Source organism: Streptomyces sp. DI166, assembly GCF_900091315.1.
Taxonomy (GTDB): Bacteria; Actinomycetota; Actinomycetes; order Streptomycetales; family Streptomycetaceae; genus Streptomyces; species Streptomyces fuscus.
Map to the genome: position 1 here is coordinate 29,464 of NZ_FLSP01000069.1, position 17,957 is coordinate 47,420.

The window sequence follows — 17,957 nt, forward strand, 5'->3', positions numbered from 1 at the left end:
TCACCTCCCGGCCCGCAGCAGCGAGGCGGGGAGGGTGTGGCCGGTGCCGTGGCAGGCGCGGCAGGCGACGCGGAGGAGGACGCGGGAGCCGTCGTTGTGGCGCTCGCCGGTCGTGATGGCGACGACCGGGAAGCCGTCGCAGTCGCGGCACACCGGACGGTTCGGGGCGTGAACGGGCATGATGGGGTTTCCCTTTCGGGTCCGTTGGATCTGGAAGTGGTGGAGCCGTCCGGGGCGGCGGTCTTTGGCGAGAGAGCCGCCCCGGAGGGCGTTACTTGCGCAGCGCGGGCGGAGCCTTCCTGCGCTTGGACGTGCGGCTGAGCGTGTAGCTGACGCCGCAGGTCGCCGACAGCACGGAGACGACCGACGCGGCCACGGCCTGGACAACCAGCGCGATGACCAGCAGCACCACGACCGAGCCAGTGACCACGACGAGGGTCAGGACGATCGGGCCGGTGTAGGAGCGCGGGGCTTCCTGCACGATCACGATCTGCCGCACGTCGGTGCCGGGCGGGAGTTGCCGGTAGAGGTCGGCGGGGATGTGCCCGGCGCGGAGCTGGTCCTCGGGGAGCTGCATGGCCGGTCCTCCTTTCAGGCGGTGCAGCGGTGGGTGCGGGCCGCGAGTTCAGCGGCCGAGCGGTCGCCGTGCTCGGTGGAGAACCCGCACTTCGGGGCCGTGCAGGCGGCGGTGTGCCGGGTCTGGCCGCGGCCGTTGTGGTAGGTGCCGACCTGGACGGGGCCGATACGGATCACGTCGTAGAAGCGGTTCGGGCGCACGTGAAGTCACCTCCCTTCAGGCGAGTTGGGCGGCGATCGCGCCCGCGAGGTCTGCGGGAACGCCGAGACGCGCGCGGAGGGTGTCTGTGTCGATCGGGGCGCCGGTACGAGCGCGGTGGTCGGCGGCGACCTTTCGGGCGTGGTCGACCAGCGCCGGAGGCACCGCCACAGCCGGGGCGGGGGGCGGGGCTTCAGGCAGAGCCGCTACCGGCTCAGCCGGAGCGACCGGCTCAGGCTCGGGTTGGAGGGCCGGGGCCGCGGGCGCCGGCGGAACCGGCACCCGGTCCCCGGCCGGAGTCGGCGCGTGCACCAGCAGCGTGCCGCCGAGGAAGGCCAGCGCAGGCCAGGCGGCCACGATGATCCGCAGCCAGGCCGGAACGCGGTCCAGGTTGAGGAGTCCGGCAGTGGCGACGTTGGCGCCGAGCGAGGCCACCAGGGCGACCAGGAACCAGCACCAGGCCAGCCACGACGGACCGTCAGCACGCAGCCGACGCCACGCCGCCACGAGGAGCAGGTCAACACTGACCGGGTAGGCCCATGCCTTCCATCCGTCCTGTCCGGCCGCGGCGGCAAGGTCGTGCAGGTGGGCGAAGGACAGCGCCCCGGCGATCACGGCCTGAACAAGTACGGCATCCGGGCGCAACGAGCGGGTCACGAGTCTTCACCTCCTTCGCGGGAATCGAGCCCGGACCAGGACAGCCGCATGCTGGGTCCGGCCGTCCTGCTCGGGGCGGGGGGTGTCAGTCGGTGGCCTGGCCGGAGCCGAGGCAGGTCAGGCAGATGCCGGACTGCTCGCCCACGGCACGGCGTTTGCGGCCGACGCGGACAGTGCGGGAGACCTCACCGGTTCCCTGGCAGGTCGGGCACGGGTTGGGCCGGGGCTTGCTGGGCTTGCGCGGCATGAGCGCTCTCCCATCCGGATTGCGGCATGGCTCGGGTAGGGACCTGGCGCGAGGCGGTCGCGTCGACCGTGGAGCAGGGGGGTGCTGGCCGCCGAGGGCTACGGCGACGCCACCAGGGGCGGCGTGGTGGGCATCGGCGGGATGATCTGCCCGACCGGCCGGAAGGGAGCCAGGAACGGCAACGGCGGTGTCAGGTAAGCGAATTCGCGGCAGACGGCAGCCACCTGATCCGGGGTCATCTCGGGCGTGCGGATGCGGGACCAGTAGCCGGAGGCGTCACCGGCCACCGCAACACCGGGGCGGTCTGCGCGGATTCCCAGCACGGACACCACGGCATCCGGGGCGATGTCACCCAGGCCCATCTCCGCCGTCTGCTTGTCGTTGACGCGGTGCACGACACGGCCGGTGAGCTGAGCCCGCAGGGCGGTTGCGCCCTTGCCCAGATCAGAGCCGAAGCGCTGGCCGCACACCTCCAGGTAGATGCCGACCGCGCGGGCCATCTGGCCGAGCCGGACCAGTTGCATGACCATGTGGTCGCGGTCCGGTTCTTCCTTCTTGGAGGTGACCAGGAACAGCTCAGCCACCTCGTCGATCAGCACGATCAGCGGGACCGGCCGCACGCTGGCAGGCAGCTCCCACACGTCCGAGACGCCGTGCAGGGCGAGCAGGTCGAAGCGGTCTTCCATCTCGGTGACGAGCGCATCCGCCAGGTCTTTCGCACTAGACCGGTCGGTGGCCAGCGCCGACAGCCGCGGGGCGTAGCGGGACTGCTCAACCCCGCGCTTGCAGTCGATCCCGACCAGCGCGACCGGGAGCTGTGCAAGCCCGCTGATCAGGTTGCGCTGATACATCGACTTGCCCGACTGGTTCGCGCCCAGGGTCAGGGCGTGCGGGATCTTGCGGTAGTCCCGCTCGAAAACCGTCCCGTCCTCCCGCAGCGCGACCGGCACGATCAGATCGCGGGGCATCGCCTTACGCGGCATCCGCACCCGGCGCAGCACGTCATAGCCGGTCATGCGCAGCTCGACATAGCCCGGCTTGGTCTCCGCCACGGTCACCGAGTACACCCCGAACGCGTGCCGCAGCCGCACCGCGGAGGCAGCCACGTCCGCGGGCTCCAGACCGGCCGGGAGCCGCAGCGTCACCCGCAGCCCCGTCGAGGTCGGACGCACACGGCGCACCTTCGGCGCCACCGGCCGTACCTCACGGTGGGCCAGGTTCCGGGTCATGAACGCGCGGAACCCGGACGGCCGCACCGTCAGCCCGCACACATCCATGGTGGAGCGGTAGTTCCACGTGAACCGGCCCCAGGTGACCGGTAGGCCCACCGCCGACCAGTACACGCGCGGCGCACGGTACTTGGCGATGTGGAGACCACCGGCACCAGTAGCGACACCGCCCAGCTCTAACCAGGTCGCCAGGTCCGACATAGTCAGGCCCCCAGCGGCGTGACCGCGACCGCCCGGAACGAGATCCCGTGCCGCTTCTGGCCGTTGAACTCGTTCTCCCAGTCCCGCGCCCGCAGCCCCGTCACCGCCACCGGGGTACCCGGCACGAGATCCGCGGGGATACCGGTCTCCGGCACGGTCACCTGGTAGAGGTTGCCCTCCCCCTCGTCCGAAACCAGCAGGCCCACCGTCGACAGAGCCGCACCGGTCTCCCGGTCCATGGCCCGCTCACCGGTCTTCTTGTTCGCCATCTTCGGCTCGGGCGCGGTCGCCACGAACACCACAGCGGTCGAAACATCGATCTTGAACGACGGCATGCGTACATCTCCCAGCTCGTGAAGCCATCCCGGATGGATGCCCTCTCTAGAGATGTCTCCATGGAACATCTCTAGAGAGGCACTGTCAATACATCTCTAGAGACGTTTCAGGTTGGTCACCGGGGCCAGCCGAATGTGGGGTTGCGTCAACAACCCCCTAAGCTGTCTAGAGAAGAGAGAGGAGGGATCACATGGCGAGCCGGAGCGGAGAGCGCCAGCCACCGAAGTACCAGCGGATTGCCGATGCGCTCAGGGAGGCGATCCAGGCAGGCGAGTACGGCTCGGGTGATCGACTCCCCGGAGAAAACGACCTCATGGCCACGTACGACGTGGCCCGCATGACCGCCCGCCAGGCACTCGGCGTCTTGCAGAACGAAGGTCTGGTCGAGTCCCGCAAGGGCGCTGGCGTCTTCGTACGAGACTTCAAGCCGCTCAGGCGGCGAGGCATCCAGCGACTCTCCCGCGATCAGTGGGGGTCGGGCCGGTCCATCTGGTCGGCGGACATAGGCGAACGCACCTTGGTCGTAGACCAGGTGGAAGTCTTCGAGACGGAAGCGCCCGAGCGCATCGCGCAGGTTCTCGACATCGAGCCCGGCGCGCCGACCTGCGTCCGAAGCCGCCGTTTCGTCCTCGACGAGAAGCCGGTACTGGTCTCCACGTCGTACCTTCCTGCCGAACTAGTCGCAGGCACGGCGATCACCCAAGAGGACACAGGACCAGGCGGGACGTACGCACGTCTAGCCGAACTCGGTTACAAGCCCGTCCACTTCCGCGAAGAGATCCGTTGCCGCATGCCATCACAGGCCGAGGCCAGTCGCCTCAACCTGTCCATGGGCACACCAGTGATCATGATCTGCCGCACGGCGTTCGCCGACGAGGGACGGCCGGTCGAGGTCAACGAAATGATCCTTGACTCGGCGTCATACATCCTGGAGTACGACTTCGACGCCTGACCGAGCCAGCCGTTGTTACAGATTTCTCTACCTCATCAAGTGCCCGCGCAAGGCGCGGGCTGGCCCCTGGGGCCCGGCCCCCACGCGCCTTCGGCGCAGGGGCCGACCCCTGGGGCCGCAGCGAGCTACGGCCCATGAGTCGAGACCTGCTCAGAAAGCCCAGCCGGGGCCGGTCGGCTCCGAGACTTTAGGCAGCCACCATGGGGCGAGCCTCGAAGATCATGGCCCCAACGTCGTGCTTTACCGGGCAGGTCCACAGACTGCCCGACGCGCCACCAGCTTACGGGGCCATGATCACTCGCCCCATGGCAGCTCCCGCCCAAAGTCTCGGAGCCGACCTCTCGCCGTTGTCAGGGCTGGGCCGTCCGTGGGCCGTCCGAGGGTGGCCGACGATGACAGATACCGACAGCCGACGAAGGCTCCACGCCTGGTCAGAGGTGGCGCTTTGAGCACTCTCCCAGGTGCGAAACCGCGAAGGCCAGTTGAGGAACTCCAGAGCTTCGGCGCAGGATGCCGCCATGACCTCTAGCGTGCGTCCTCTTCTCAACCGCCGCCTCGCCGAGTTCGGTACGACGATCTTCGCGGAGATGTCGGCACTGGCCCTGCGGACCGGGTCGATCAATCTGGGGCAGGGTTTCCCGGACACCGACGGGCCCGAGGAGGTCCGGGAGGCGGCGGTGCGGGCGCTGCGGGACGGGCGCGGGAACCAGTACCCGCCGGGGCCCGGCGTGCCGGAGCTGCGGCTGGCGGTGGCGGCGCACCAGGAGCGGCGGTACGGGCTGACGTACGACCCGGACACCGAGGTGCTGGTGACCGCGGGCGCCACGGAGGCCATCGCGGCGGCGCTGCTGGCGCTGCTGGAGCCCGGCGACGAGGTGGTGGCGCTGGAGCCGTACTACGACTCCTACGCGGCCTGCATCGCCATGGCGGGGGCACGCAGGGTGCCGGTCACCCTGCGTCCGGACGGGGGGCGTTTCCGGCTCGACCTCGACGAGTTGCGCGCGGCGGTCACCGACCGCACCCGGCTGCTGCTGATCAACACCCCGCACAACCCGACCGGCACGGTCCTCACCCGCGAGGAGCTGGCGGCGGTGGCAGAGCTGGCGGTGGAAAGGGATCTGCTGGTCGTCACGGACGAGGTGTACGAGCATCTCGTCTTCGACGGGGCCGAGCATGTGCCGCTGGCGACGTTTCCGGGGATGCGGGAGCGGACCGTCACTATTTCCTCCGCCGGCAAGACGTACTCCTTCACCGGCTGGAAGGTCGGCTGGGTGACCGCCCCGCCCGCGCTGGTGACCGCGGTGCGCTCGGCGAAGCAGTTCCTGACGTACGTGGCGTCCGGGCCGTTCCAGTACGCCGTCGCCGAGGCGCTCGCGCTGCCCGACAGCTACTACGCCGACTTCCGCGCGGACATGCAGGCCAAGCGGGACCTGCTGGCGTCGGGGCTGAAGGAGGCGGGGTTCGAGGTGTTCACCTCGGCGGGGACCTACTTCATCACCACCGACATCCGGCCCCTCGGCGAGAGCGACGGGTTCGCCTTCTGCCGGGCGCTGCCCGAGCGGGCCGGGGTGGTGGCCATCCCGAACGCCGTGTTCTACGACCACAAGGACGCGGGCGCGCCGTATGTGCGGTTCGCGTTCTGCAAGCGGGCGGAGGTGCTTCAGGAGGCCGCCGACCGGCTGCGGCGGCTGGCCCCCTGAAACGGCGTCAGCGGCGCAGGCCGAGGCGGTTGCCGAAGCCGTAGTACAGGCCGAGCAGGACGCCGCCGACCGCCGCGGTGACACCCGCGGCCGCACCGGAGAACACCGCCCCGGCGACCACGATGGCCAGCGCGTACACGGCGGGCAGCAGCCAGTTGATCCGGCCGCGGGTCGTCGGGTTGGTCTCCATGGTTCCCCCTGGGGTCGAGGTCGTGGTCGTGCGGGAGCGGGCCGCGGACCGGCGCGGGGTCGCGCCGGTCCGATCATGTCACTCGGCTCCCGCCCGCGAAAACCGGGCGGATGTGGAGAGTTGAGGTCCGGCCAGCCGGGCGAAGAGCCCGTCGGTGTCCGCCATCAGCTCGTCGTAGGTGCCCTGCTGGACGATCCGGCCGCGTTCCATGACGACGATCCGGTCGGCGTCGACCACCGTGGACAGGCGGTGCGCGATGACCAGCCGGGTGGCGTTCAGGCGCCGGGTGCTCTCGGCCACCAGGCTCTGCGTCGGGTTGTCCAGGGCGCTGGTCGCCTCGTCGAAAAAGACCAGGCGCGGGCGGGCCACCAGGGCGCGGGCGATCATCAGGCGCTGGCGCTGGCCGCCGGAGAGCGTGTTGGTGCCCTCCGACAGCATGGTGTGCATGCCCATCGGCATGGCCCTGATGTCGTCGGCCAGCCCCGCCATCTCCGCCGCCGCCCATGCCTCGTCGAGGGTGAAGCCGGTGGTGCCGACGATGTTGGCCAGGATGTCGCCGGCCTGGAGCGCGCCGTTCTGGAGTACGACGCCGCACTGCCGGCGCACCGCCGAGATATCGAGTTCGGCGAGGTCCTGGCCGTCGTAGAGGACGCTGCCGGACAGTGGCGTTTCGAAGCCCAGCAGCAGGCGCAGCAGGGTGGACTTGCCGCTGCCCGAGGCGCCGACGACGGCGACGAACTCCCCGGGCTGCACGGTCAGGCTGAGGTCGTCCAGGACCAGCGGCCCGTCCTGGCCGTAGCGGAAGGACAGGTGGGAGACGGCGATCCGGCCCGAGAGGTCGCCCGGGTCGGCCTTGGTGCCGTCGTTCTCCGGTTCGGCCTCCAGGATGGGCTGCAGGCGCTCCAGCATCGGCACGGTGCCCACGGCGGTGACCGCCGCGGCGGTGAACTGGAGTCCGGCGGCGAGCAGCAGGTTGAAGGCGGTGTAGAACGGCAGGAAGACCGAGAGCGGGATCTCGCCGTGCAGCGGGCCCGCCGTCAGGGCGAAGACCACCGCCGAACACACCAGCGGGAAACCCGCGTTGAAGGTGGTGACGGCGTTCTGCACGCGCCGCACGCGGGCGGACAGGGCGTGGCCCTCCGCCGCGAGGCGGGTCCACTCGGCGAACGCCCGTTCCTCGGCAGCGGCCACCCGCAGCTTGGGCATCGCGGTGAGCATCTGGAAGACCATCGAGGACACGGCCTGGTCATGCACGTACTCCCTTCGCGCCCAGCGCAGTTGGATACGTCCGGCGACCGCCGCGAAGCCCACGCCCACCGCGGTCAGACCGGCGGCGGCGAGCGCGAGGGTGACGTCGTACCAGAAGACCAGGCCCAGATTGGCGAGTCCGGTGAGCAGGGCCAGGGTGGCGGTGGTGAGCATGCCGGAGAGCAGTTCCTGGGCGGCGGTGACGCCGAGGACGGTGGTGCCCAGCTCGCCGGTGGAGTAGCGGGTGAAGAAGGCGGCGGGCAGCGACAGTAGGCGGTTCCACAGGCCCGCCTGCATGGCCGCGCCGGAGCGGCTCTCCATGCGCAGGACGGCGATGTTCTGCACGACGGACAGCGCCGCCGTCACCAGTCCGGAGGCGATCACCGCCAGGGCGCCCTGCACGATCAGGTCCCGGTCGGCGGCCTCCACGTAGCTGCCCAGCACCTCGCCGGTCATGACCGGGATGATCAGGCCGAGCAGCGCCACCAGACCGCCCGCGACGACGAACCGGACCAGGTCCCGGCCGTGCCCGTGCGAGGGTGAGAAGCCGAACCGCAGCAGCCCGCGCACGTCCCGTACGCGTTCGGGCAGCGGCCGGTACAGCACCACGCCCTCGTTGCGCAGCCGGGCGGCCCCGTCGGCGGTGAGCGGGGTGACCCGGCCGTCGTCGACCACGACATAGCCCCGTCCGAGCGGCAGCAGCGCGACCGGGCGGCCGGTGACGTGGTAGGCGACCATCGGGCCGAGGTCCTTGGTCCACCAGGGCCCTTCGAGCCGTACGGTGCGGGTGCGCACCCCGGAGGCCAGGGCGATGGCCCGCAGGTCGTCCCGGGCCCGGCCGCCGCCGCTGCCGCGCACCGGCGGCCGTACCGTGAAGCCCTGCCGGGAGGCGACCAGGCGGGCGGCGGCGAGCAGCGGCGGGTCGGCGGCGACGTCGGCGAGTTTGACCCGGGTGTCGGTGTCGTGCAGGACCGCGTCGAAGCGGCGCACCGCGGCGGCCGGCACGGTGGCGTCCTGGGCGCGGCGGGCGGCGAGTTCGGCCCGCTCCTCGGCGCGTACGACCGCGACCCGGTGGTCGACGGCGGCGCGCAGGCGTACGGCGTAGCGGGCGAGCGCGGCGGTGAGGCGGCCCTGGCGGTAGACGTCCAGGAGCGAGGCGGAGGTCAGCCGGGCCGGTTCGCGGGCCCGCAGCCAGTCCCGTTCGGTCAGCACCACTTCGTCGCCCGGTCCGACCGGCTCGGGCGGCTCGGGCAGGTCCGGGGCCCGTTGCTCCGCGCCCGCGCGGTCGCCCTGGTCGAGGAGCCCGGACTCCACGCGGACGAAGCGGACGCCGTCGACAGAGCGGGTGACGTCCCGTGCTTCGAGTTCCGTGCTGCCGCGGGTGCTCAGGGAGGTGAACTTGCGCGGCGGCAGAGTTCCGGCGAGGGCCTCGGCGAGCGCGGTGAGGCCGGCGGTGAGACCGTCCAGGACGCGGGCGTGGTCGAGTTCGGCCGGGCGCTCCCCGTCCGCCCGGGGCAGCGCGGTGCGCCCGGCGCGTACGTCGTCCAGGACCTCCAGCGGCAGCCGGTGCAGTTGGGCGTCGAGTACGGGGCGGGCGACGACGGTGTGCCGGGTGTCGCGGTCGGTGCCGCACACCAGGAGCATCCCGGCATCGGCCCGGCACAGGAAGTGCCGCCGCCCGGCCGCCCCGTCGCCGTCGTCGGGGCCCGCTGCCCCGGCCCGCCCGTCGGTGACCGCGCGTTCCACCGCGAACAGGTCGGCAGCACCCTCCGCCACGTAGAGCAGAGTGCCGGGGTCGTCCAGGCAGACGGTACGGGTGGGGGTGCCCGGGGGTTCGGGAGCGGGGTCGGTCGGGTGGTCCGGGGAAGTCTGCACGCTCACGTCGGCAGCCGCGCCCGCGCTCGGGGTATCCGGGCCCGCCCCGCCCTCGCCACCCCCGGCGATCCCGCCCGGCACGCCTGAAGCGGGCGTGGTCGGTGTGTCGGCGGCGCCCGTGCCCGCGGTGGCGGCGGGCGCGTTGTCCGGGTTCGTCACAGCGTGTCACTCTCCTCGGCCCTGCTGGACTCGAACAGGGCCGCGTACAGGCCACGCGCGGCGAGCAGTTCGTCGTGCGTGCCGCGTTCGGCGACGGTGCCCTTGTCCAGGACGATGATCTCGTCGGCGTCGCGCACGGTGGACAGCCGGTGGGCGATGATCAGACAGGCGCAGCCGCGCCGCCGCAGGTTGTCCATGACAGTGCGCTCGGTCGCGGGGTCCAGGGCGCTGGTGGCCTCGTCGAGGACCAGCAGCGTGGGCCGGGCGGCCAGGGCGCGAGCCAGTTCCAGGCGCTGGCGCTGGCCGCCGCTGAAGTTGGCGCCGTGCTCCCAGACCTGGGCGTTGAGGCCGCCGGGGCGGGAGAGCACCTCGTCGAAGACGGCCGCGTCCTGGAGCGCGGCAAGTACCACCTCGTCGGGCACGGTGTCGTCCCAGAGGGTGAGGTTCTCGCGGACGGTCCCGGAGAACAGGGCCACGTCCTGGTCGACGTAGGCCATCGAGGCGGCGAGCACCGTGCGCGGGATCTCCTCGCGGGGGCGTCCGCCGAGCAGCACCTGGCCGGAGCGCGGTTCGTACAGGCCGGTGACGAGGCGGCCGACGGTGGACTTGCCGCTGCCGGAGCCGCCGACGACCGCGGTGCGCGAACCGGGGGTGATGGTGAGGCAGAGTCCGGAGATGACGGGAGCGGCGAGCGGTCCGTAGCCGAAGGTGATGTCGCGCAGCACGAGTTCGCCGTTGAGGCGGCCCTCGGGGGCCTCGGGGTCGAGTTCGTCGCGGCCCGGCTCGAAGCAGCCCGCCTGGGGGTACTTCTCCACGTCGTGGATGCGCTTGAGGTCCGCGTTCATGTCCTGGAGCCGGCTGCCCAGGTTGGTCAGCTGGGTGACCGGGCGGCTGAGCGCGGCGAGCAGTGTCTGGAAGGTGACGAGGATGCCGACGCTGAGCGTGCCGTCCGCCACCCGCAGGCCGCCGACGAGCAGCAGCACCCCGATGTTGACGACGGCGAGCAGCGGCGGCAGCACGGTCAGCACCGCGGTGGTCTGCCCGAGCCGCTGCTGGGCGCTGGTGACCTTGGCGAGGAAGCCGGCCCAGCGGGTGAACGCCTCGGGCTCGGACCCGGACGCCTTGACGGACTCGATGGTGGACAGGGTCGCGAAGGTGGTGCCGATCAGGTTGCCGCGGTCGGCGCGGAGGGCGGCCACGGCGTCCTTGCGGGAGCGCGCGACGAGCTGGAGCATCAGGACGTTCAGGCCGGCGGTGGCCAGGCCGATGGCGCCGAGCAGCACGTCGTAACGGATCATCAGGGCGCCGTAGAAGACGACCAGGGTCAGGTTGATGGTGGTCGCGGCGACGTCGCGGGAGAGGATCATCGCGACGGTGTCGTTGCTGGCGACCCGTTTGGCGACCTCGGCGGGGCGGCGCTGGAGGAAGAACTCGATGGGCAGCCGCAGCAGATGCCGGAAGAAGCGCGCCGAGCTGACCAGGCCGGTACGGATCTCCATGCGCAGCAGGTAGTGCTGCTGGACGGAGGTCAGCACGAAGACCATCAGCGCGGTCACCGCCATCGCCAGGGCCAGCGGGAGCACGGCGGTGGGCGAGTCGGCGCCGATCACCTGGTCGACGAAGACCCGGGAGTAGGCGGCGCCGACGATGCCGGGCACCACCAGCAGCAGGCTGGCCAGCAGCACCAGCGGCAGCGCCCGCCCCGACGGCAGCCGCCGGTCGAGCAGGGCGGCGGCGGTGCTGGTGCGGCGTCCGCCGGGCCGGAAGTCGGGGCCGGGTTCGAAGGTGAGCACGATCCCGGTGAAGCCCGAGTCGAACTCCGACCACTCCATCAGCCTCGGGCCGGTGCTCGGGTCGTTGACGGCGACGAGGGTGCGGCCGAACCGGGTGCTGATCCCCTCGACCACCATGAAGTGCTGGAACGCCCAGAAGATGATCACCGGTCCGGTGCGCAGCTTCTCGCGCAGCAGATCGGGTTCGGCCTGGAAGCCGCGGGCGACCATGCCGAAGGAGCGGGCGGCGGCCAGGACGGAGCTGGCCTTGGCGCCGTCCCGGGAGACCCCGCACAGGGAGCGCAGTTCCTCCAGCGGGACGTGCCGTCCGTGGTGGGCGAGGATCATCGCCAGGCTGGCGGCGCCGCACTCCACCGACTCCATCTGCAGGACGGTGGGCACCCGGTGGGCGCGGCGGCGGGCCCACCGGCGTTCGCGGGCGGCGCCGCGTCTGCCGCGGCGTTCGGCCCGGCGGGTGCGGCGGCGCGAGACGGGCGCGTCCCGGCCGGGGCCGCCCGGCGGGCCGCCCGGTCCGGTCGTTCGGGTGGCGGTGGTCGACTTGGTGTCGCTCATCGGTCCGGCCTCCTCAGCGTCCCAGCAGCAGGGCGAACGGCGACTGGCTGCGCAGCCCGATCGACGCGCTCACCGAGGTCTGCGAGCCGAGCCGGACGGGCGGGGCCTGGGCGGTGCTCCACGCGTAGCCGGACGGGGAGCCCGGCTCGGGGATCAGGTCCACCGTGACCAGGCGCGGCGCCTGGTCCTGGTGGAATGCCTCGGCCGCCAGGTCGCCGCCCGCGACGGCGGCCAGCCCTTCGCGGGTGAGCGGGTAGGGGGAGACCGAGGTGACCTCGCCGCGCAGCAGCCCGTAGACCGACGGCGGCGCGGTCGACACCGACAGGTCGACGGGGCGGCCGGGGCGCAGCCCGGCGGCCTGGTCGGCGGGGACGAAGACGAGGGCGACGAGCCGGTCGTCGGGCAGGTCGGTGCGTTCGACGGTGGCGACGGTGCTGCCCGCCCGGACGAACTGGCCCGACGTCAGCGCCGCGCTGATCACCTTGCCCGCGAACGGGCTGGTGACGGTACGGACGCGGCCCGCGTCGTCGGTGAGCCGGGCGAGCGGGTCCCCCGCCTTCACCTCGTCGTCGGGGTGCACCAGCAGCTCGCGGGCCAGCCCGGTGTACGGGCTCTGGACCTGGCTGGTGCCGCCGGGGTGGGTGAGGATGCCGGGGGCGTCGACGGTCACTTCGAGCCGGGCGAACACCGCCCAGACACAGGCGCCGGCCATGGTGATCAGGACGACGAAGACGGCGATCCAGCCGCGGGGCGCCGCCAGCAGCACGGGCGCGTCCAGCTCGTCCGGCTCCCGCTTGCGCTGCAGGGCCTGGTAGCGGAACTGCACGGGGTCACTCCTCCCGGTCGGCCGGGCCGCCGGGTGCCGTCAGCCTGGGTGTGCCGAGGACGAGTTCGCCGACGGTGCCCTCCAGCAGCGGATCGCGGCCGGTCGCCGCGGCGAACGCCGAGGTGTCGCCGCCGCCGAGCCCGCACACGCCGAGCCCCATGGCCGTGGCCACCAGATAGACGGTCTGGTAGAGGACGCCGACGTGCTTGAGGATCAGCGGGTAGGCGACCGTCTCGTACTTCCACATCACCCGTCCGAAGCGGGCCGCGACGAGGAGGACGACCTGCGGGTCGTCGTCCGCCATCGTGGCCGCGCGGGCCTCCCTGACCAGGGGTTCGGTGGCCGGGCCCGGCTCGCGGACCAGCTCCAGCTCGTGCCGGTCGGGGGCGTAGCGGTACAGCCCGGGCGCCAGTCCCGCGCAGTTCGTGACCAGCGGGTAGACCTCCAGCTCGTGCACGCTGCCGCCGCTGGGCAGCGGACGGTCGGCGAGCTCCTGGCCGTCGCCGCCGGTGAACGTGGCGCGGATACGCACGGTCCGGTAGAGCAGCTCGGCGAGCTGATCGACCGTCACGGGCGATCCGGGGTCGTGGGCGCGGGTGGAGGTGCGGCGCTCGATGACCTCGGTGAGCGAGGGGTCCCGGGCGGCGATCTCGTCCAGGTCGGGCACGGGCAGCGGCACGCGCGGCCCGTCGCCCGCGGGGGCGGCGACCGGTTCGGGCGGGAACCGGTCGGCGAACGGGTACGTGCCGCCGTAGCCGGCGACCGACGCGGGGACCCGGGTGCGGGTGTGGAAAGCCAGGTCCAGCGGGTGCCACTGGACCCCGCCGCGCTGCTCGCGCTCCGGGTCGTCCTCGGGGGTGCCCGGGTTGAGGGCTCCGGCCGTGGCGATCAGCCGCAGCAGGGGCGCCGGTATCCGCGCGGCGTCGGTCCAGTCGGTCAGCCGCGCCAGGAACGGGGCCGCGGCGGGCCCGAGTTCGACGGCCAGCGGGCTGCCGGGGGCGCGCAGGGACAGGGTGCCGTCGGCGGGCAGCAGCAGGGCGTGCCGGGACAGGCGTACGGCGTCGCGGGGTACCGGGCGCAGGGTGGTGCGGCCCCGCCCGACGGTGACCAGCCGGGCCAAGGTCGTGCCGTCCGCTCCGGTCACGGAGTGTTCGAGCAGGCCCGTGTTGTCCAGCCGGGTGCGCAGCATGTGCCAGCGCAGCAGCCCCGCCTCGCCGTCCCCGGCGACGACGAGCGCGGTGATCCGCCCCTCGTCCAGGTCCTCCCCGGCGAGCGCGGTGAGCGCGGCCCGTGCTCCGGGGGGCAGTTCCTTGAGCCGCAGGGTCCCGAAGGGGGCGGTGATCCGCTCCCCGTCGAAGGTGGCGCCGCGGGTCAGGCGGATCGCCTCGGTGCAGGGCGCGGGCGTGCTGTCGGCGCCGTCCCGCGCCGTCGTCAGTGGGCTGGTCGTGATCGTCATGGCTTCCTCCCTGGTGGAAGCGCGGGCCGCAACGGTGCGGCGGCATGCCGCGTACACGGCACCGCGGGTGCGGGGCCGTGTACGCCGGTCCGGTCAGAAGAAGACGTTCCAGTGGTTGAGGTCCGCCTCCGCCGTGGGCCGCTCCAGCAGCCCCAGACGGACGGGTACGTCGTACAGGCGGCCGGGGCCGAGCCGGCGCCAGAAGTGGCGCAGCCCCGGGGCGATCACCTTGACCACGTGGAGTTCCAGGTCGGGGCGGGTCTGGTCGAGGACGATGACCTCGGAGCCGGCCTCACGGATCCGCTCGACCTGCTCGCGGATGCGCTCGGAGAGGTCGAACCCGGCCCGCGGGCCGACCCGGACGGCGGGCAGCTCGGGGTCGGGCAGCAGCCAGGGCTCCCGCTCGACGGTGGCCTCCTTCAGCCACGTCAGCGTCTCCAGGTCGTCGACCAGGTAGGACGTGTTGCCCTGCGCGTCGCGCTGCTCGATCATCGGCAGGAACTGGTTCAGCTCGGTCAGCGCCCGGAACGCGGCGACCCGCGGGTCGGGGTGGGCGCCGAAGCCGACCATGATGTCCTCGACGCTGTGCCGCCGCCGGGAGGCCGCCACGTACACCGGCATCCCCAGGTCGAAGGAGATGTCGAGCATCCACAGGTCGCGGTCCATCGCCTCGTAGTGGGCGCGCAGTTGCGTCACGTACGGGTCGTCCAGCGAGTCCATGTCGAAGGCGGGGCGGCGCAGCCGGTTGTACCACCACAGGGCGACGGCGTCGCGCTCGGTCAGCTCGCACAGCCCCTGGAGCACCGCCTCCTCCAGGGTGTTGCCGGCCGCGCTGCCGTTGGAGTCGGCGATGCAGAAGAAGTTGTCGTCCAGGTCGGGGTGGCCGTACCAGGAGTAGGCCGCCGGGACCAGGCGCTCGGCGTCATGGGTGAGGGACCAGCCGCGCGCCCAGTCGACCGGGGTGTCCTCGGGGAACGGGTCGGGGACCTTGTGCAGCCGGTTGGCCGGGTCCTTGTTCCACTCCGCGCGCCCGGCGAACTGCCCCTCGGAGAAGTGCAGCAGGCTGCTGGGGTGCACGGCGGTGCCCGCGTCGAGGTCGCGGTAGGCGGCCCGCACCACGGGTTCGTCACCGCGCCACACCCCGACGTACCGTTCGATCGCCTCGCACACGGCGCTGACCTTGGCCTGGATCTCGGAGCGGCCCTTGCCGCCGCTCTGGCCGCGCAGATTGCGGCGCAGCAGGTCCAGGCTGTCGTTGACCATCGCGAAGTTGTGGCCCGCCGAGTAGCTGTAGGTCAGCGTGTTGGACTCGGGGGTGTGCGAGACCAGCTTGGTGATGGCGCCGAAGTAGGGGCTGATGTGCCGTTCGAGCCGGGCGAGGGTGTCCTCGGGCCGGTTCACGCGGTAGCCGCCGTCGCTGGTGTGCCGGGCCTCCTGGGAGCTGAGCACGACCTTGGGGCTGCGGCCGGTGACCAGGGCCGGGTCGCCGCAGGAGGGGCACTGGGGCTGGCGCACCAGGGGGTGGGTCTCGGTGCGCAGGGTGGCCAGGTCGAGGGTGATCATCTGCCCGCACAGTGCCCCCGGTTCGCCGGTGGCGGCGATCCGCGCGGCCTCGGCGGCCAGCAGCCCGGCCGCGGCCAGCGGTCCGGCGGCGATGCCCGCGCGCGCCGGGTGGCGGGGCACCGACTCGCCGCGCCGGCCGGCCAGGTAGCGCTCCAACTGGCGGTTCCCGGTGAGCCGTTGGGACAGGCAGCGCCAGCAGGCGGTGTGCTCGGGCTTGAGGAAGGGGCCGATCCAGGGCGCGACGCCCGCGGGGCGGGCCAGCAACCAGGGCAGCCCGGCGGCCAGTTGGCGGTCGTTGCGGGCGGCGAGCGCCGGGTCGAGGTAGTCGTCGACGAGGACGACGGACAGCCCGGCCTCGGGCACCGAGTCCAGCGGCGCGGTGGCCACGGTCAGGCCGAGGCCGCGCAGGGCGGTGACCACCGGCTCGGGGTCGACGCCGGGCGCGGCGGAGACGGTGACGGGGGCCGTGCCGAGGGTGGTGGCGGGGTCGATGCCGAGGGCGTCCCAGTAGGCGAGGACGGACTCGTCCAACACCGGGCGCCCCTCGGCGAGATGACCGGCCGCCTCGAAGCGGGTGAGGGCGCCGAGCACGGCCGGGATGGCCACGGTGCCGGACAGCGCCTGCACGATCTCCATCACGGTCCTGCGGCCGTCGAGGTACGGCACGACGGCCGCCGCCGCCTTGCCCGGCACCAGGTAGTCCTGGCCCTCGGCATAGAGGAAGACGCGCTCGCCCTCCACCACCTCGACGTGGAAATGCGCTTTCAGGCGCGGCTTTTCCATCGGTCCCCCTGGTTCTTCCGATGCATGTGCGGCGAGTTGGCGCGGCGCGCCTCGACCCGTCCGTCGTGCGACGTCCGGCGCTTTCCGGCACGGTTCACCCAAACACGGCGTGCACGGCGGGTAAATGCTTCATTCACTACGCAACCGGACGGCCCATACGTACTTCTCGCGGGGCGTCGCGTACGTATCGCCGGGCCAAGTCCGTTGCCGCGCAAGGGCGCTTGCTCCTGGCCGAATGGAATGCAAGATTGGCGCAATGCATGCAGTCAACGGGGATCTGTATCACCGAGAGCGCGAGATATCCCTCCTTCAGGAGGTCATCGCCGGGCTCGCTCTGGGCCGGCCTGCCGTGGTCACCGTGCACGGACCGCGCGGGATGGGGAAGTCGGCCCTGCTGAACGTGGTTCCACGGCTCCTCCCGGAGGGCGCCCTGGTGCTGCGGGCCCGCTGCCATCCCAGCGAGAGCGGGTTTCCGTACAGCATGGTGCGCCAGCTCTTCGACCCGGTGCTCGGGGCCGCCGGACGGGGGGAAACGTTCATCCCCGCCGAGGCCCACGGCTCCTCCGGCGAGGCCGCGGGACCCACCCACGAGGCCCTGCTGCACCTGCTGAGCACGACCCGCTCGCTCGCCGCCGACCGGCCCGTCGCCGTCCTCGTGGACGATCTGCAGTACGCCGACGAACCCTCGCTGCGCTGGTTCTCCTACATCGCCCGGCGGCTGGACGACCTGCCGGTCCTGCTGGCGGCGACACTGCCCGACTCCGCCGCCGCGCGGGTGACCGAGGAACTGGGCCCGCTGCCGTACCTGAACCGGCTGTGGCCGGAACCGCTCTGCTCGACCTGTACGACGGAACTCGTCGACCGCGCCTTCGACAGCCCCGTCGACCAGGGGCTGGCCGCCCTGTGCGACGCCCTCGCGCACGGCAACCCGATGGTGCTGCACGACCTGGTGAACCGGCTGCGCCGCGAGCACGTCCCGCCCGGCGCACCCGACCCCCAGCAGGTGCTGCCGATCGGCGCCCAGGCGCTCTCCGAGACCGTGCTGGCCTGGCTCGACGAGGACGACCCGGCCGCCGGTGAACTGCTCACCCAGCTCGCCGTACTCGGCCCGGACACCGACCCCGCCATGTGCGGGGCGCTCTCCCAGCACGGCGAGGTGCAGGTGCTCCAGGCCAGGGACGCGCTGGTACGGGCCGGGCTGCTGGAGGCCGGGCCGCCCGCCCGCTTCCCGCACGCCGCGGTGCGGCCCGCGGTCCTGGCCCGGGTACCGGCCGAGGACCGGCTGCATCTGCACGGGCGCGCCGCCACGGTGCTGGCCCGGCTCGGCGCCCCGGCCCGGCAGACCGCCGAGCACCTGGTCAAGGCCGGCTGCGAGTGGGGCCTGGACGTCCTGCGCGACGCGGGGCGCGCAGGCC

16 protein-coding genes are annotated in these 17,957 nt (G+C 72.5%); 3 read left to right on the forward strand and 13 right to left on the reverse strand.

The window, feature by feature from the left end:
- The 7 genes from GA0115233_RS28240 to GA0115233_RS28265 form a co-directional block, all read right to left on the reverse strand.
- Window positions 1–180 carry a hypothetical protein gene (locus GA0115233_RS28240; protein ID WP_093723139.1) on the reverse strand — a complete coding sequence of 60 codons (180 nt, stop codon included), beginning with the start codon at window positions 178–180 and terminating at the stop codon, window positions 1–3.
- Window positions 181–271: 91 nt separating this feature from the next.
- A complete protein-coding gene (locus tag GA0115233_RS28245; RefSeq protein WP_093723140.1) occupies window positions 272–577 on the reverse strand; it encodes a hypothetical protein in 306 nt (101 codons plus the stop codon).
- A 14-nt stretch (window positions 578–591) separates the two neighbouring features.
- Window positions 592–777, reverse strand: coding sequence for a mobile element transfer protein (locus tag GA0115233_RS28250; RefSeq protein WP_093723141.1), 186 nt, complete (start codon window positions 775–777; stop codon window positions 592–594).
- A 16-nt stretch (window positions 778–793) separates the two neighbouring features.
- Complete coding sequence (locus GA0115233_RS28255; protein ID WP_093723142.1) at window positions 794–1,432, reverse strand: DUF2637 domain-containing protein; 639 nt, start codon at window positions 1,430–1,432, stop codon at window positions 794–796.
- A gap of 85 nt (window positions 1,433–1,517) precedes the next feature.
- Complete coding sequence (locus GA0115233_RS41210) at window positions 1,518–1,679, reverse strand: hypothetical protein (RefSeq protein WP_176711963.1); 162 nt, start codon at window positions 1,677–1,679, stop codon at window positions 1,518–1,520.
- 98 nt (window positions 1,680–1,777) lie between these two features.
- Entirely contained in the window at window positions 1,778–3,109 is a 1,332-nt protein-coding gene (locus GA0115233_RS28260) for an FtsK/SpoIIIE domain-containing protein (protein ID WP_093723143.1), read from the reverse strand.
- Between the two features lie 2 nt (window positions 3,110–3,111).
- Window positions 3,112–3,444, reverse strand: a complete 333-nt coding sequence (locus GA0115233_RS28265; protein ID WP_093723144.1) for an SCO3933 family regulatory protein — start codon at window positions 3,442–3,444, stop codon at window positions 3,112–3,114.
- A gap of 191 nt (window positions 3,445–3,635) precedes the next feature.
- Here GA0115233_RS28265 and GA0115233_RS28270 point away from each other — a divergent pair, with 191 nt between their 5' ends.
- Window positions 3,636–4,397, forward strand: a complete 762-nt coding sequence (locus GA0115233_RS28270; RefSeq protein WP_093723145.1) for a GntR family transcriptional regulator — start codon at window positions 3,636–3,638, stop codon at window positions 4,395–4,397.
- Window positions 4,398–4,915: 518 nt separating this feature from the next.
- On the forward strand, window positions 4,916–6,097 hold the full coding sequence (locus GA0115233_RS28275; protein ID WP_093723146.1) for a pyridoxal phosphate-dependent aminotransferase: 1,182 nt from the start codon (window positions 4,916–4,918) through the stop codon (window positions 6,095–6,097).
- Between the two features lie 7 nt (window positions 6,098–6,104).
- Here GA0115233_RS28275 and GA0115233_RS28280 read toward each other — a convergent pair whose 3' ends face one another.
- The 6 genes from GA0115233_RS28280 to GA0115233_RS28305 form a co-directional block, all read right to left on the reverse strand.
- A complete protein-coding gene (locus GA0115233_RS28280; protein ID WP_093723147.1) occupies window positions 6,105–6,287 on the reverse strand; it encodes a hypothetical protein in 183 nt (60 codons plus the stop codon).
- A 78-nt stretch (window positions 6,288–6,365) separates the two neighbouring features.
- The gene (locus GA0115233_RS28285) at window positions 6,366–9,569 is read right to left on the reverse strand and encodes an NHLP bacteriocin export ABC transporter permease/ATPase subunit (protein ID WP_093723148.1); all 3,204 of its coding nucleotides are present in this window, start codon (window positions 9,567–9,569) and stop codon (window positions 6,366–6,368) included.
- Entirely contained in the window at window positions 9,566–11,914 is a 2,349-nt protein-coding gene (locus GA0115233_RS28290) for an NHLP family bacteriocin export ABC transporter peptidase/permease/ATPase subunit (protein WP_093723149.1), read from the reverse strand. Before GA0115233_RS28290 ends, GA0115233_RS28285 begins: the two co-directional genes overlap by 4 nt.
- Before the next feature lie 13 nt (window positions 11,915–11,927).
- Window positions 11,928–12,740: an HlyD family efflux transporter periplasmic adaptor subunit gene (locus GA0115233_RS28295; protein WP_093723150.1), complete on the reverse strand. Its 813-nt coding sequence runs from the start codon at window positions 12,738–12,740 to the stop codon at window positions 11,928–11,930.
- A gap of 4 nt (window positions 12,741–12,744) precedes the next feature.
- The gene (locus tag GA0115233_RS28300; RefSeq protein ID WP_093723151.1) at window positions 12,745–14,196 is read right to left on the reverse strand and encodes a SagB family peptide dehydrogenase; all 1,452 of its coding nucleotides are present in this window, start codon (window positions 14,194–14,196) and stop codon (window positions 12,745–12,747) included.
- Between the two features lie 93 nt (window positions 14,197–14,289).
- Window positions 14,290–16,542 carry a TOMM precursor leader peptide-binding protein gene (locus tag GA0115233_RS28305; protein ID WP_093723152.1) on the reverse strand — a complete coding sequence of 751 codons (2,253 nt, stop codon included), beginning with the start codon at window positions 16,540–16,542 and terminating at the stop codon, window positions 14,290–14,292.
- A gap of 256 nt (window positions 16,543–16,798) precedes the next feature.
- Here GA0115233_RS28305 and GA0115233_RS28310 point away from each other — a divergent pair.
- The coding region (locus GA0115233_RS28310; RefSeq protein WP_176711964.1) for an AAA family ATPase at window positions 16,799–17,957 on the forward strand (1,159 nt) is incomplete at its 3' end.